The organism is Bacteroides sp. AM16-24 (assembly GCF_003471885.1).
Classification (GTDB): domain Bacteria; phylum Bacteroidota; class Bacteroidia; order Bacteroidales; family Bacteroidaceae; genus Bacteroides.
On the sequence record NZ_QRKI01000001.1, the window covers coordinates 156,290 to 172,561 of the forward strand.

Here is a 16,272-nt window from a genome sequence, read left to right on the forward strand (position 1 = left end):
CTTTACTCAATCATATCCAGCATTAATGGAATCTCTTCTCCTGCAATACCTTGTTTGAGAAGGCTGTTCCGGTCTCTGTCGAATATTTCAAGGAAAGCATCTTTACTTCCGCTTTCTGCCATGGCCTTGCCATATAGTCCGACTGCTTTTTCTATGTTTCCCAGTACCCAGGCCACGTGTCCGGCATTGAGATAGTCCGTAGCAAGTGGCTTGGCGGCAAGGAGTTTATCGTAATACTTCATAGCCTGTTCATGCTTACCACTGACAAATGAACACCAGCCAATGCCGCGCCATGCCTTCATACAGTCGTTTTCCAGGAAGTCTAACTTGAAGAAATATTGCAGGGCATCGTCATACCTTTTTTGTTCTGCCAGGCAACTACCGGTATAGAACAATACATTGCGATTTTCCGGTTGAATAGTTTCTACGCGATGATAGTATTCCAAAGCTGCATCGAAATTCTTCATCTGGCGGTAACAAGTAGCCAGGTGGCGAAGTGTCCACAGGTGATCGGGCTTCAGCATATCAGCTTTCTGATAAGCGTCCACAGCTTCCTGATAGCGTTTCTCCTTTTGCAGGCAGAAACCTGTCTTTTGGAAAATGTCCGCATTGGCCTGTTTTCGATCTATTAATATCCGGTAGAGCTCCAAAGCTTCTGCTGGATGCTCCTTGCTGAAGTGGAAGTCGGCAACCGCTACTAATAATTCGGGAGCACTTAACAGTTCTTTCAGTACCGGATTGCGGTGCAATGCAATCTCTTCCTGGAAGATATTATGAAACTCGAATCTGCGTTGGCTAAGTTTGAAGAAACGGTATAAATCGTGAATGTACTGGTTACTGATAACATCAGGCCGTTCAGCAAATTGTTTCAGGCTGGCATTGTTCTTTTCTTCCATAAAGTCGCTTTGATCCTGAGGGGTCATCTGACTTAGCATCATGTCACGTTGTCCCTGTGGGAGTTGTGCAATGGTGAAACAAAATGAATACTTATCACTGTTGCAGAAGAATCCCGATTGCAGGATGATGGAAAGGACAGAACTCTCACCGCTCTGGTTCAAACCTACCTGATGGATAATGCTGGAATGCATCCGGTCGAAAGGGTAGAACCAGTTATGTGGTTCGCGGAAAAAAGGATACCCTTTGAGTTGTGCGAATGTGCTCATATAGACATCTGCTCCTTCCAGTTGCAGATCGTTCATCTCGCGTATTTTATCTCCCAAACCCGATTGCTCGAAAGCTTGTTCCCAGTCGGGATTGCGGTCGTTTTCATCTGTTTCTTCAAAACCGAACTTCATGTTGCGCATGATATTCACGTTCTTCATCATTTCGGGAATGATTTCTTCCCGCATCTTTCTGTCAATCTTCTCCGTTTCCTGACTACGAAGTAGCTGGATATAAATACGGTTCACCTGTTTGCTGAAGTTTGGGTCTTCTCTGAAAAGAGAAATACGTGCTTCCAATTCTGGATAAAGTGCAATGCGTGAAGGATAGAGATGCAAGGTAATAACAAGTCCTACCAATGCTCTCTGATTGATTTGCGGATTGGTATGGCGAAGCCCGTCGAGCAACCAATTTACTTTGCGCTCATCGAAACACTCCATTAAACTGAGTGTGACAGCACTGACAAACAGGCATAAGTCATTGGTTGGCAATGTCTCCGAACGAAGCATATCTTCTGCCTGGGCAAATTCTTCCAAAGTCCAACTGCTGTTGCTCCAGGTAGTAAGAAACATTACCTGGTGTGTCTCTTCATGTCGTCTCAGGATAGCGTCCAAGCCCTGGTAGTTTGCTAACTGTGATACAGCCATTTCATCTGCAAAGCCTTCCAGTATCTTTTGCAGGGTAGAAATGCCATAAGCTTTCGGAAGCTGCTTGGGATTCCTGCGCAGGGAGTGGTAATAGTGGGTGGATATTTCATCTAATAATGCAATACGTGTCTGGTCGGCAATCTCCCATGTATCAGCCAATAGCTGGCGATACAGTTTCTGCCGTTCAGGGTCTTTCATACCCAGTTTCATATATTGCAACATATATTGATAGGAAGTCTGGATTTGTTCCAGTCGGTTACGCAGACTCCAGTCGTTACCATTATATAAGAAAGCATCCAGTTGAACAAGAGCTTCTTTCAGCCGTTTATCTTCCAATAAATTGACTATTTGGTTATATTGTTTTTGGATGGATTGTTCATTCATATTCAGTCCTTTCTTTAATACTTTATTAATATAAGGTACAAAAATGATGCCAAAAAGTTCGGGGACTTAGAAAATACTGATAGCTGTTTTGGTAGTCAGTAATTCAAGGGCTTTCATCCCCATTACAGAGTTACCTTTAGGGTTAAGTCGCGGACTCCATACTGCTACCGCATACTTACGTGGGCAGACAGCTGCAATACCGCCACCAACACCGCTTTTCCCGGGTAACCCCACCAGATAAGAGAATTCCCCAGCTTCATCATAGAAACCGCAAGTCTGCATAATGGCATTGATACGTTTTACTTGTGAAGTCGTCAGTTCGATTCCATCAAAACTGAACGGTCTTGTATGATCAGCGAAAGGAAGGAAAGAACGTGCCAGTTCCCGGCAACTCATACCTATGGAACATTGAAGGAAATAAAAGTGAAGTACCCGCTCAATATCGTTTTCTATATTTCCATGATATTTCAGTATATTGGTAATGGCTGCATTCAGATAGCCATATTCACGTTCGGAAGTTGCCATACCTTCATTATATTGAATCTGGTTGTTGCCGCAGAGTTTTCGTACGAAAGCGAGATAATCCTTTTCCGGATCATCGAGTACTGAAAGCAGGATGTCTGCCATTACTAATGCTCCCGCATTGATGAGAGGATTGCGGGGAATCCCTTTCTCCATTTCCAGCTGGAAAATGGAGTTAAATGCATTACCGGATGGTTCTACACCTATACGTTTCCAGAGTTCATTGCCCATCCGGCTGAAACTTATCGCAAGAGAGAATACTTTTGAAATACTTTGTACGGCGAAACGCTCGTCACTGTCTCCCTGGGCATATTCTTTTCCTTCAATAGTACGCAGACAAATACCATAGCGATCAGGATTGACTTTCAGCAACTCAGGAATATAGCTTGCCGGTTTACCCATTTGGGCGTATGGCTGTATCTCCTCGTATATTTCTTTCAGAATTTCGGTGTAGTCCATGGTATATAAGGTTTTTCTTTAGAAACGCACCTGCAATTGAGCTTGCAGCAGATTACTATTATCTCCGATATGGCGGTTGCAGTATGTATACTGTGCCTGTACCCTGCATTTAGGATAGAACCAATATTGTAAACCTACTACATAATTACTTTGCTTATCATCAAGTACTTTACTCTTATTAAGATAATCATAAGATGCTATTACATCTACTTTCGGGAATACATGTGCAGATGCTGTTACATAATAACCGTCACTTTTGATACGTCCGTCTTTTCCGGCCAAGTATTCCGTGCGTACATCCACCGGTTTAGTTTTAATGACTGCACCTGCCGACCAACGGTTACGGGTATAGTTTTCGCCTACCTGTATATCGGGATTGAGGCTGGATACGGCCACAGCACATCCTTTCCCTTTTACAAAAGAACCGCCTACAGACAGCCAGTCGAGTGGATGAACCATCAGGCTGCCTACAATATCCTTCTGGTTGTTTTTATCTTTCAGGTTGATACCTTGCCCATTCATTACCGCAAGATTATAGTTCACCAGTTTTCCAAACAGATCACCATAGATCAGGAGTCCCATATCACGTCCGCTACTGGAACCATACAAAGGATCACTGCCATTGATGCCAGCCAGATAATTGACAGATTGCGAGTAGCAATTAATCAGTTCCACATAGCAAGGAGACATTGGGTTTTCAATGGTATACATGGTTTTGAATTGTCCGATGCGGGCAGTCAGTTGCGGGAGGAATTTATATTCGGTATATGCTTCAAGGATTTTTCCAGTATTGGCAAAGCTGTACATGAAGTAGCACAACCAACGGTCGGTAATTTTACCTTGTGCCATGAAGATAACCCGCTTGATGTCGAACGTATTACTGCTGCCATCAGCATCATCGTAAGTATAACCCACCTGTGCATAACCGGAGAGGCTGATACGATCTTTGAGCGTATTTACTACGTCGTTCAAACATGCATCTTGTGCTGTTGCTATCAGTGCGGAAAGTAGGAAAGCAAAGGATAACAAAGTTCGTTTCATTTCTATGATAAATGTGTTAGGAAAGATAAATGATCGTTTACTATAAAAATATAAGATTAAAAAAGGCAACCCTTCTTTTCAAAGAGCTGCCTTTTGGTATGATAATGTTTATTCTTATTCGTTGATAGCAGCGATACCCGGAAGAACTTTTCCTTCGATTGCTTCAAGCAATGCACCACCACCTGTTGAAACGTAAGAAACACCGCTTGCCAAGCCAAACTTGTTAACGCAAGCTACAGAGTCACCACCACCTACAAGTGAGAATGCACCGTTCTTAGTAGCCTCTACGATAGCCTCGCCTACTGCACGTGAGCCATGAGTGAAGTTTTCGAATTCGAATACACCTGTCGGACCATTCCACAAGATAGTCTTAGAGTTTTTGATAACGTCTGTGAAGATTTTCTCAGTTTCAGGACCGATATCCAGACCTTCCCAACCATCAGGAATTTGGTCAACCGGACAGAACTTAGTGTTAGCATCGTTAGAGAAAGCGTCAGCAATCTTTGCATCAACAGCCAATACCAAGTTTACACCTTTTGCTTTTGCCTTTTCTATCAGTTCAAGGGCCAGATCCAGTTTGTCATCTTCGCAGATAGAGATACCGATCTTACCACCCATAGCCTTGGTGAAAGTATAAGTCATACCACCGGCAATGATCAGGTTGTCAACCTTGCTCAGCAGATTTTCGATAATTTCAATTTTAGAAGAAACTTTAGAACCACCCATGATAGCAGTGAACGGACGTTTGATGTCATTCAATACTTTATCAACAGCCTTCACTTCTTTCTCCATCAGGTAACCGAACATTTTGCTGTCTTTGTCGAAATATTTAGCGATCAAAGCTGTAGAAGCGTGTGCACGGTGAGCTGTACCGAAAGCGTCGTTTACATAGCAGTCAGCGTAAGAAGCCAATTTCTTGGTGAATTCTTTCTGGCTTTCTTTAACGGCTTTCTTAGCAGCAGCTTTTTCTTCGTCTGTAGCGTCTTCAGCCAAACCACGGGGTTTGCCTTCTTCTTCAGCGTAGAAACGAAGGTTCTCGAGCAACAATACTTCACCCGGTTGCAGAGCAGCAGCCTTAACAGCAGCTTCTTCGCCCATACAGTCGTTAGCGAATTGTACGTCAACACCCAACAACTCTGAAAGATGGTTCAGAATGTGTTTCAATGAGAATTTGTCAGCCGGACCTTTCGGACGACCGAGGTGAGAACCAATAATTATACTACCACCGTCAGCCAGAATTTTCTTTAACGTAGGAAGAGCAGCACGCATACGGTTATCATCTGTAATGTTGAAGTTTTCGTCCAGAGGCACATTGAAGTCTACACGAACGAATGCCTTTTTACCGGCAAAGTTGAATTGATCAATTGTCATAATACTCTATTTTATTTAAAAGTGTTATTAATTCGTTTTCGTGAGCGCAAAGTTAGCATTTATTTCTTTCTTTTGCTATGAAACCGTCATTTATTCTTTATCTTTCGGTTTCTCTTTGCTAACTTTATACTTCTCGCAATAATATTTGCACATCAATTGCAAACCGCACTTATCACATTGCGGTGTACGTGCCTGGCAGACGTATCTTCCATGTAAGATAAGCCAGTGATGCGCAATGGGAATATCCGCTTCCGGGATATTTTTCACCAGTTCTTTCTCTACACTGAACGGTGTGGTACATGCATCCGAAACCAGTCCGAGGCGGTGGCTTACACGGAACACATGAGTATCTACTGCCATTGCAGCTTTGTTAAATACAACGGATTGGATGACGTTCGCCGTCTTGCGTCCTACACCGGGTAGTTTTACAAGCTCTTCCAGTGTATCGGGCACTTCACTGTTGAAGTCTTTCACCAGCATTTGTGCCATACCCACCAGGTGTTTTGCTTTGTTATTGGGATAAGATACGCTACGGATATATTCGTATATCACTTCCGGTGTACTGGCAGCAAGAACTTCCGGGGTAGGGAAATCGCGATACAACGGTGGAACAATCATATTCACCCGCTTGTCTGTACATTGGGCGGAGAGGATGACTGCTATCAGCAGTTGGAACGGAGTTTCATAATGCAGTTCCGTTTCGGCTACAGGACGATTCTCCCGAAACCAGGCAAGAATTTTTTCGTAACGTTCTTTTTTTCTCATCGCAATTTATTTTTATGGTAATGAGGAGCCACTTTCCCATTGAAGTAGAGCATAGAGACAATGGTGAGGCAAGCCCCGAACAAATAAGCTTTATCGAAAGTGCTGACCTCCGCAATATATCCTCCTGTCAGCATACCGATACCGATGCCTACATCCCAGGATGTCAGATAGGTAGAAGTGGCAGTACCACGTTGGCTATTGGGTGCGAGGTTGACAAAAAGGGTATTGTAAGCCGGAAACATAATACCAAAACCTACTCCCAGCAACAGGGCTACGGCAAAGAAAACAACAGTACATAGCATGTCGTTCCAGTTGATAAGATACACACACGCTGAAAGGAGGAAGAAACTGAATACTACGAGATACAGTCCGGCTGAAATGACCTGTGTTATCTTACCCCTGTCCACTATCTTTCCGGAGAAGATGCGCGATATAGCCATACCTATTGCCATGAAAGTGAAGAAGAAGCCTGTAGTGGCATTGATGCCGATCTGCTTGGCGTACATAGCCACATAGTTTGTTGTCATTCCGTATGGAATCGAAAGCAGCAACAAACTGATGCCTGCCGGAATACCTTTCAATAATATAAAGCGGTCAAGGGAAATCGGTTCTCTCTTCACAGGCGGTTTATAGGGTGTTTTGACAAGAGAGGCACAAACGAAGCCTGCTATACATGAGCCCAGTGAGCAACAGAATATAGTTGTGAAACTCATTCCTGCATCATGCAGGAACAATCCGGACATCGGACCTACCGCCATCGCAATATTATTCGAAAGTCCATAGTATCCTAATCCTTCTCCGCGTCGTGAAGAAGGCATGATGTCGATGACCACTGTATTACCGCCTACGGTCACCATTCCGAACGATACGCCCTGTATGATACGGAACAGGATGAATAACGTAAGCGAACCGGCAATGATATATCCGGCAAACATTGTCATAAAGATAAAATATGCCATCAGATACAGAGGCTTACGTGCAAAGCTGTCCAAAAAGTAACCGGAAAAGGGGCGGATACATAAAGCTGCTACTGTATAACAAGAAAGAATAATGCCGATTGTTGAATTTCCGGCACTGAATACTTCAGACAGGTAGAATGGAAGTACCGGTATCAGCAACCAGAAGCCGAAGTACAGCAGGAAGTTGGCTGCAAGAATAAAACAATAGCTGGGAGTGACAAGTCTATCTTTCATAATGGGCAGCTTGAGTAAGAACTAAGAAAATATATCCGGGCGAATGATTATGTATCGCCTACTTGTTTTATGATATCCGGAATGGTATATCATTGTAGGAGCGGATAATCATTCGCCCGGTATATGTTGGTTGTTAATAAGCGGCTTCGAATTCCTTCAGGAATCTCGTGTCGTTTTCAGAGAACATACGAAGATCCTTTACCTGGTATTTCAGGTTTGTAATACGCTCAATACCCATACCGAGGGCATATCCGCTATATACTTTACTATCGATTCCGTTGCTTTCCAATACATTCGGATCTACCATACCGCAACCGAGGATTTCAACCCAGCCGGTATGCTTGCAGAACGGACAACCTTTTCCACCGCAAATATTACAGCTGATATCCATTTCCGCACTGGGTTCCGTGAACGGGAAATAAGACGGACGCAAACGGATTTTAGTATCTTCACCAAACATCTCTTTGGCAAAGAGTAACAAAACCTGTTTCAGGTCGGTGAAAGATACATCTTTGTCTACATACAAAGCCTCAACCTGATGGAAGAAACAGTGTGCACGGTAGCTGATAGCTTCATTGCGATATACACGTCCCGGACAAATGATACGGATAGGAGGTTGTGAAACTTCCATTACGCGGGTTTGTACGGATGAGGTGTGTGTACGCAATACAATATCAGGATGAGTTTCGATGAAGAAAGTATCCTGCATATCGCGTGCAGGGTGATCTTCGGCGAAATTCAATGCAGAGAACACATGCCAGTCATCCTCGATTTCCGGACCTTCGGCAATGCTGAATCCCAAACGGGCAAATATATCGATGATTTCGTTCTTTACGATGGTGAGCGGGTGGCGCGTACCCAATTCTACCGGATAAGCGGAACGTGTAAGGTCAATATCATCACAGCCCGTATCCTGACTTTCGAACTGTTCTTTCAAGGCAGTAATTTTTTCCTGTGCCTTGTTCTTCAGTTCATTCAGTCTCATGCCGACTTCTTTCTTCTGTTCGGCAGCCACGTTACGGAAATCCGCCATCAAGTCATTGATTGCACCTTTTTTACTAAGGAATTTGATGCGGAGCGCTTCCAGTTCCTCGGCATTGGCAGCTTTCAGTGCTTCCACTTCTTGCAGAAGCTGGTTGATTTTATCTATCATATCGTCGTTATTATTTATTTCCGAAATACATAAAGCGGTGCAAAGATACAACTTTATCATGATTCCGGTTGCAATCTTTTTATAAAATTAATCGGATACAAGGAAAAAGCCTATATGTGATATGGAAATGAATTTATTCCCGGAGGTTTTGCATGCTTGACTCTTACCTATTCCCTGTCTACTCCGTACATAGTCCGTGTCTAAGAACAAGGAGAAGGTATGGAGTTGGTACGGACTTGACACGGAGTTGGTATGTCTCAGGTATTTTCCGGCTTTTTTATATGCTTCGTTATACTGACGGTGGCGGAGGTTAGTTTGCCTCTTCTTTATGCTTCTTTAGTGCTTCCTGATAAAGTTCTTCTTGCAATACACAGAATTCTGCTACCAGCTCAATAGAAACACATCCCTCATTTTCATCTTTTGCATTATTCATCAGTTGCTCGATTTCCTTAGAGAGAGAAAGATAGCGTTGCACCTTGGAATCATAAGGGCTTAGTGTATTCAGTATGATTTCACTTTTCCCTGATTTTGTTTGTTTCATCTTTAGAATTAATTAGTCCGGCAAAGATAACTGTTTTTTTACTATTCTTAAGCATTCTGCCGTAAATAATCTTTTTGCTAAGCAATTTTGTCAAACAGATATTAAAAAAGCATATTTATGAATCTCTCCGATAACAACTTAACAGTTATTCAACTACCTTTAATACTGAAAATAGTGGCCACAAGTGTTTTCGTATTACTAACAACATCTGTATAATGTTCAATTTAAACAAATAAACATTATGCGGTAACTAATTTGTAAACTATGGAAACCAAAAAAACACCCAAAGCAAACCTGGAAAGCAAGAGGCCAACGTGGCTGCTTGTCGGTTATGTAACTGTACTTGCCTTCATGTTCGTTGCATTCGAATGGACTCGTGACATCAGGGTTGATACGAGTGGTCGTATCAACGAGAATGTATTTGAACAGGACATGGAGATCCCTCTTACAAGGCAGCCTGAACTAACTCCTCCGCCACCACCTCAGGTAACTCCTATTAATGATGTTTTGACGATAATAGATGATGACGCTACTGCGGAAGAAACAAATTTTGCCTCTTTGGAGGAAACAGGTGAAGATGTAGTGATTAAGCACATACCGGTTACGGTGGATGAAGAAGTGGTGGTGGAAGATGATATTTTTGTGGTTGTGGAAGAAAACCCGCAATTTCCTAATGGGGGCACAGCCGGTCTTTTACAGTACTTGGGCAAGAATATCAAATATCCTACTATTCCACAAGAGAATGGAACTCAGGGTCGTGTAACGGTGCAGTTCGTTGTTAATAAAGACGGCAGTATTGTAGATGTGAAAGTGATAAGAGGTGTCGATCCTTATTTGGACAAAGAAGCTGTCCGCGTAATTTCTACTATGCCGAAATGGATACCTGGTAAACAACGTGGTGTGCCTGTACGCTGTAAGTTTACAGTACCTGTGACGTTTAAACTACAGTGAAACAGTGATATAAAAATAAAAGCTGCATTCGGTCTTGAATGCAGCTTTTATTTTTGTGGAGAGTATCGGACTCGAACCGATCACCTCGACACTGCCAGTGTCGCGCTCTAGCCAGATGAGCTAACCCCCCTCTTTCTTGTCTTTCGCTAACGTTTGCGAGTTTTCTCTCTTTTTGGTGGCGCAAATATAATGCATTATTCTGAAATAATTGCTATGTTTGCGAAACAAATTGAAAGAAAAAATATGCTGATCTATAATACAACCTATCAAGTGGAAGAAGGACAGGAAGATAACTTCCTGATTTGGATAAAGGAATTCTATTTACCTGAAGTAGAGAAAACCGGTGCATTGCATACACCGCGTATTGTCCGTGTACTGAGCCATCGTGAAGAGGGTAGCACATGCTATTCCCTTCAGTTTGAAGTGGAAAACTCTGGTATTCTGCACCGCTGGCACATGGAGCAAGGGGTGAAGTTGAACGATGAGCTGGTTAAAATATTCCAGGATAAGGTGGTTGGCTTTCCTACATTGATGGAGGTAATAGAGTGATACATCCGGTTAAAGAAAAGATTATTTTAGGTATCGACCCCGGTACTACCATTATGGGATATGGAGTGCTGCGTGTGGTGGGGACAAAGCCTGAAATGATTGCTATGGGTATTATTGACCTGCGCAAGTTTGGTGACCATTACCTTAAACTACGCCATATACACGAACGGGTGTTGAGCATCATTGAGAGTTATTTGCCTGATGAACTTGCTATTGAAGCTCCCTTTTTCGGTAAGAATGTACAATCTATGTTGAAGCTGGGGCGTGCTCAGGGAGTTGCTATGGCTGCTGCCCTCAGCCGTGATATCCCTATTACGGAATATGCCCCTCTTAAGATAAAAATGGCTATTACTGGAAATGGCCAGGCTTCCAAGGAGCAGGTAGCAGATATGTTGCAACGTATGCTTCACTTTGCAAAGGAAGATATGCCTACATTTATGGATGCTACGGACGGGCTGGCTGCTGCTTATTGCCATTTTTTGCAAATGGGGCGTCCCACAGTAGAGAAAGGGTATCACGGATGGAAAGACTTTATAGCCAAAAACCCGGATAAAGTGAAGAAATAAGATCTGATATTAATACTAAAACTTAAAATAACCACCATGAAACTGAATGAACTTGCCTTGATTGGAGTAGCCACAGCGACAGTTGCCAGCTGTGCTCCAACGAAGAATGAGTACGCGTCTTATGAGTTGTATCCCGTTCGTTCGGGCAGCCTGACGGAAATGGAGTATACTCCCGAAGTTACGAATTTTACATTGTGGGCGCCGACTGCCGATGAAGTACGCCTCATGCTGTTTGATGCGGGTGATGGCGGTCATGCTTATGAGACTGTTTCTATGGTATCTGATAAGGAAGGAACCTGGACGGCAAAGGTGGAAAAAGACCTGATAGGGAAATTTTATACATTTAATGTGAAGATCAAGGATAAATGGCTGGGAGATACTCCGGGCATCAATGCGAAAGCGGTAGGGGTGAATGGAAAACGTGCTGCTATCATTGATATGAAAGCTACTGATCCTGAAGGTTGGGCACAAGATAAGCGACCTGCTTTGGCTTCTCCGGCCGATGCTGTTATTTATGAAATGCATCACCGTGACTTCTCTATCGATCCTTCGTCGGGTATTCAGCATAAAGGTAAGTTCCTGGCACTGACGGAAGAAGGTACACTTAGCCCTGAGAAGCTGGCAACAGGCATCGATCATTTGAAAGAACTGGGTGTGACACATGTTCACATTCTGCCGTCTTATGACTACGCTTCGGTAGATGAGACGAAATTGGATGAAAATAAATATAATTGGGGATATGACCCACAGAACTATAATGTACCTGACGGTTCGTATTCTACCGATCCTTATAATCCTTCTATTCGTATTAAGGAATTCAAGCAAATGGTGCAGGCTTTACATAAGGCTGGCATCCGGGTAGTGCTGGATGTAGTGTATAATCATACATTTAATACCGCTGAGAGTAATTTTGAACGTACGGTACCAGGGTATTTCTATCGCCAGATGCCGGACGGTAGCTTTGCTGATGGGTCTGCCTGTGGTAATGAAACGGCGAGTAACCGTCCTATGATGCGGAAATATATGGTAGAGTCTGTGTTGCATTGGCTTAATGAATATCATCTTGATGGATTCCGCTTTGACTTGATGGGAATTCATGATATTACAACAATGAATGAAATCCGCAAGGCTGCTACGGCGGTTGATCCGAGTATCATTATTTATGGTGAAGGTTGGGCAGCTAAGGCTCCCCAAATGCCGGAAGACTCTTTGGCAATGAAGATGAACACTTATCGGATGCCCGGTATTGCCGCTTTCTCCGATGAAATGCGTGATGCTCTGCGGGGGCCGTTCAATGATAACCACAAAGGTGCTTTCCTTGCCGGACTTCCTGGTGGGGAGGAGAGTATTAAGTTTGGTATTGTAGGTGCCATCAAGCACCCGCAGGTGGACAATGATTCAGTGAATTACAGTAAGGCTTCATGGGCTGAACAGCCGACGCAAATGATCAGCTATGTATCTTGTCATGATGATATGTGTCTGGTAGACAGACTTAATGCAAGCATTCTAGGCATTACACCGCAGGAACTTGCCAAGTTGGATAAACTGGCACAGACGGCTGTATTTACTTCACAAGGCATACCGTTTATCTATGCGGGCGAAGAAGTGATGCGTGATAAGAAAGGGGTACATAACAGTTATCAGAGTCCTGATTCTATCAATGCGATTGATTGGAGACGCAAAGCTGAATATGCTGATGTATTTGCTTATTATAAAGGTTTGATACAGTTGCGTAAAAATCATCCGGCTTTCCGCATGGGAGATGCGGAATTGGTGCGCAAGCATCTTGAGTTCCTTCCGGTAGAGGGCGGTAATCTGGTTGCATATCGCTTGAAGGAAAATGCAAATGGTGATGCTTGGGAAGATATTATCGTGGCATTGAATTCTCGTAAAGAGCCGGCAAAGCTGGTTGTGCCTGAAGGTAAATACACGGTGGTGTGCAAGGATGGATTTATAAATGAAAAAGGATTGGGTACACTTTATGGTTCGGAAGTGTTGGTTCCGGCACAATCTGCACTTATTATTTATAAGTAAGAATAAGTATCTATGTCTCCAATGATGCAATCATATACTATATCTTTGAATGGAGGGGTGGCCCGTAATCCGCTTGTGCGATTGGCTGCACCAGCTTCCGTATCTTTTCCTGCAGATGAACACATTGCTATTGTAGGGCCTAACGGTTCAGGAAAGAGTCTTTTGGTAGATATGCTTATCGGGAAGTATCCGCTGAAGGAAGGGACACTTGCTTATGATTTTTCTCCTTCCGCATCACAAACAGTCTATGACAATATCAAGTATATTGCTTTCCGTGATACATACGGTTCGGCGGATACTAATTATTATTATCAACAACGTTGGAATACTCATGATCATGATGATGTGCCATTAGTTAAGGATATGTTAGGAGTGGTTAAGGATGAGGTCTTAAGAAAAGAACTTTTTGAATTATTTCGCATTGAGCCTATGCTGGATAAGCCGATGATTCTTCTTTCCAGCGGTGAGTTGCGCAAATTTCAGTTAGTGAAGGCACTGCTTACTGCTCCTCGTGTGCTTATTATGGATAATCCCTTCATCGGATTGGATGCACAGACTCGTGAGTTGCTGAATACTTTGTTGGAGGGATTGGCTAAGCGGTCTGCAGTGCAACTTATCCTGATACTTTCTATGATGGATGATATTCCCTCATATATTAATAAAGTGCTGCCGGTAGCAAATCGTACAGTAGGGCAAATGATGTCACGTGATCAGTACCTTACTATATTCCGGAATGCAGATATACCTGTACCCGAAGATTTACAACAACGCATTATCGACTTACCATATGATAATACCAATTATGTTTCCGACGAAGTGGTAAAGCTGAATAAAGTCAGTATCCGCTATGGCGACCGCACCATTTTGAAAGAACTGGACTGGACGGTGATGCGTGGACAAAAATGGGCGTTGAGTGGAGAAAACGGGGCCGGAAAATCTACTTTATTGAGTCTTGTATGCGCCGATAATCCCCAATCATATGCTTGTGATATCAGTCTGTTCGGGAGAAAACGGGGAACAGGTGAAAGTATTTGGGAAATAAAAAAGCACATCGGGTATGTCAGCCCTGAAATGCACCGCGCTTATTTGAAGAATCTACCGGCGATTGAAATAGTTGCCTCCGGCCTGCACGACAGTATCGGACTATACAAGCGCCCGAAAGCGGAACAGATGTCTGTTTGTGAATGGTGGATGGATATTTTTGGTATTGCTGCCCTTAAAGATAAACCTTTCTTGCAATTATCCAGTGGTGAGCAACGCCTGGCACTGCTGGCACGAGCTTTTGTAAAAGATCCGGAATTGCTGATATTGGATGAACCTTTGCATGGTCTGGATACTTATAACCGTCGCCGGGTGAAGAAGATAATCGAGGCTTTTTGCCGTCGGCAGGATAAAACGATGATTATGGTTACACACTATGAGAAGGAGTTGCCTGCTACTATTTCAGATCGCATATTCCTGAAGCGCAATAAGTAATCGCTCCATATTATGAAGAAACTGCTACTCCTGCTTTTGATCTTAATTGTCCTTCTTTCTTGCGGGAGAGGGGGAAAAGCATTGGATAGTGTTCCTTCACGGATAGTGCCTGATTCTTTTGCAATTGGCCTGAATTTGTTTAATAAAGCAAGAACTGCCTCTCATAACTCCGCCAATATGGATAGTGTATTGTTCTACATGCAATTGGCTGAAAACTTTTTTAAACGTGAGGGGGATAAAGCGCAGGTGAATCGTTTCATTGCTTTTATTTATTCGTCAAGAGGGATGTTAGATGAGGCTATGCCCTATTTTTTGAAAGCCAGTCGTATGGCAAATGAATGGCAATATAGCTCTATTTGCCAGGAAGTGGCTAAAGCTTATGCTACTGCCGGACGTTTTCGGGAAGGAGTGTTAGTATTGGACTTAATACGGAAGAATATGAATGATAGGACAGTTGTACCCTACTATCATTTGGCAAAAGGAAATCTTTGGGCAGGTGTCAATGAATACGATTCGGCTGTTACATATTACCGTACAGCATCTATATCATTAAATCGATGGGTTGCTGCAGAGGCGTCCAGACGATTGAAAATGCTGTATTTTTCACAGGGAAAAGATAGCTGCTCTTTCTATGCGGCACTTGCTGCCAATGAGCATCTTGTGAATGAGCTGAGGAGAGAAGAAAGTTTTGAGAATCGGACACAATATGAGAAGGCTAAGCTCGAAAATGAACTGAATCGTCTGAAAATAGACAAGCAGAGGCGTGAAATCGGGCTTTTGAGCTTAGGGCTTTGTTTTGTAGTAGCATTTGCGGTAGGTTATATTGTTTGGCAGCGTCGCAAACGCCAGATGTATAAGCAGCTTTGGCGTGAGCAATCTCTGCGTTTGAGCCAGACGGAGCAATTATTGCAGCAATCAGAGGAGTTGAATATGCTACGTGAAAAAGAGAGTATGCTTCGCGAATCACTTTTCCGGCGAATGAAGTCATTTCATAAAATCCCTTCTTTAGAGAAAGAAGAAGAGGCTTCCGACGAAGAAAGTGACAGTCAAAATAGGCGTATAGCCTTATCTGATGAAGAGTGGGAAGATATACGTCAAACGGTGGATGGAAGTTATGATCGGTTTTCTGTGAGGTTGTTAGAAGCGTTCCCGGGATTAAGTATGAAGGATGTGTATTTCTGTTGCCTGGTGAAAATAAATGTTAGTATCAAGGATTTATCTGATATCTATTGTATTAGTCGTACTTCGATTAGCCGTAAGAAACAACGTATGAGACGGGATAAGTTGGGGCTGACGGAAAACAATGAAACTTTGGATGATTTTTTGCGCCGTTTCTGAACTTTTGTCTATACTGATTTTAAGTGTAAAAGATTTATTTCTTTTAAAATCAATGCTTTATCTATTCAGTAATCTGTCAGTTTTGTCTATAAGATAATTTGCTTCTCCTCCCCAAGGCAGC

At 43.0% G+C, this 16,272-nt stretch carries 14 protein-coding genes and 1 tRNA gene; 6 read left to right on the forward strand and 9 right to left on the reverse strand.

What is annotated here, in order from left to right; all coding sequences use genetic code 11:
* Positions 1-2 precede the first annotated feature (2 nt).
* The 8 genes from DW182_RS00560 to DW182_RS00595 form a co-directional block, all read right to left on the reverse strand.
* Positions 3-2,192: a tetratricopeptide repeat protein gene (locus DW182_RS00560; protein ID WP_117691464.1), complete on the reverse strand. Its 2,190-nt coding sequence runs from the start codon at positions 2,190-2,192 to the stop codon at positions 3-5.
* 66 nt (positions 2,193-2,258) lie between these two features.
* Complete coding sequence (locus DW182_RS00565; protein ID WP_118294320.1) at positions 2,259-3,173, reverse strand: glutaminase; 915 nt, start codon at positions 3,171-3,173, stop codon at positions 2,259-2,261.
* An 18-nt stretch (positions 3,174-3,191) separates the two neighbouring features.
* The gene (locus DW182_RS00570) at positions 3,192-4,214 is read right to left on the reverse strand and encodes a porin (RefSeq protein ID WP_007664382.1); all 1,023 of its coding nucleotides are present in this window, start codon (positions 4,212-4,214) and stop codon (positions 3,192-3,194) included.
* 114 nt (positions 4,215-4,328) lie between these two features.
* On the reverse strand, positions 4,329-5,588 hold the full coding sequence (pgk, locus tag DW182_RS00575; protein ID WP_085930026.1) for a phosphoglycerate kinase: 1,260 nt from the start codon (positions 5,586-5,588) through the stop codon (positions 4,329-4,331).
* Between the two features lie 87 nt (positions 5,589-5,675).
* The gene (gene nth / locus DW182_RS00580; protein WP_007664380.1) at positions 5,676-6,350 is read right to left on the reverse strand and encodes an endonuclease III; all 675 of its coding nucleotides are present in this window, start codon (positions 6,348-6,350) and stop codon (positions 5,676-5,678) included.
* Positions 6,347-7,543: an MFS transporter gene (locus tag DW182_RS00585; RefSeq protein ID WP_118294321.1), complete on the reverse strand. Its 1,197-nt coding sequence runs from the start codon at positions 7,541-7,543 to the stop codon at positions 6,347-6,349. The genes nth and DW182_RS00585 overlap by 4 nt, the downstream gene beginning before the upstream one ends.
* A 133-nt stretch (positions 7,544-7,676) precedes the next feature.
* Positions 7,677-8,696 (reverse strand): phenylalanine--tRNA ligase subunit alpha, encoded by a 1,020-nt coding sequence (gene pheS / locus DW182_RS00590; protein ID WP_117691491.1) that lies wholly within the window; start codon positions 8,694-8,696, stop codon positions 7,677-7,679.
* A gap of 310 nt (positions 8,697-9,006) precedes the next feature.
* A complete protein-coding gene (locus DW182_RS00595) occupies positions 9,007-9,237 on the reverse strand; it encodes a hypothetical protein (protein WP_007664376.1) in 231 nt (76 codons plus the stop codon).
* 264 nt (positions 9,238-9,501) lie between these two features.
* Between DW182_RS00595 and DW182_RS00600 the strand changes: the two genes are divergently transcribed.
* A complete protein-coding gene (locus DW182_RS00600; protein ID WP_117691466.1) occupies positions 9,502-10,188 on the forward strand; it encodes an energy transducer TonB in 687 nt (228 codons plus the stop codon).
* Positions 10,189-10,244: 56 nt separating this feature from the next.
* Here the strand turns inward: DW182_RS00600 and DW182_RS00605 are convergent.
* Positions 10,245-10,318: transfer RNA gene (locus DW182_RS00605), tRNA-Ala, on the reverse strand.
* A 113-nt stretch (positions 10,319-10,431) separates the two neighbouring features.
* Between DW182_RS00605 and DW182_RS00610 the strand changes: the two genes are divergently transcribed.
* Genes DW182_RS00610 through DW182_RS00630 form a run of 5 tightly spaced genes read left to right on the forward strand, consistent with a single transcriptional unit; the run spans position 10,432 to position 16,151 of the window.
* Entirely contained in the window at positions 10,432-10,737 is a 306-nt protein-coding gene (locus DW182_RS00610) for a DUF4286 family protein (protein ID WP_115501584.1), read from the forward strand.
* Positions 10,734-11,303, forward strand: a complete 570-nt coding sequence (gene ruvC / locus DW182_RS00615; RefSeq protein WP_115501585.1) for a crossover junction endodeoxyribonuclease RuvC — start codon at positions 10,734-10,736, stop codon at positions 11,301-11,303. Before DW182_RS00610 ends, ruvC begins: the two co-directional genes overlap by 4 nt.
* A 36-nt stretch (positions 11,304-11,339) precedes the next feature.
* Positions 11,340-13,337 (forward strand): type I pullulanase, encoded by a 1,998-nt coding sequence (gene pulA, locus DW182_RS00620; RefSeq protein WP_118294322.1) that lies wholly within the window; start codon positions 11,340-11,342, stop codon positions 13,335-13,337.
* A 24-nt stretch (positions 13,338-13,361) separates the two neighbouring features.
* Complete coding sequence (locus tag DW182_RS00625) at positions 13,362-14,813, forward strand: ATP-binding cassette domain-containing protein (RefSeq protein ID WP_167507434.1); 1,452 nt, start codon at positions 13,362-13,364, stop codon at positions 14,811-14,813.
* Between the two features lie 12 nt (positions 14,814-14,825).
* Entirely contained in the window at positions 14,826-16,151 is a 1,326-nt protein-coding gene (locus tag DW182_RS00630; protein WP_021968281.1) for a lipopolysaccharide assembly protein LapB, read from the forward strand.
* The last annotated feature ends 121 nt before the right edge of the window (positions 16,152-16,272 follow it).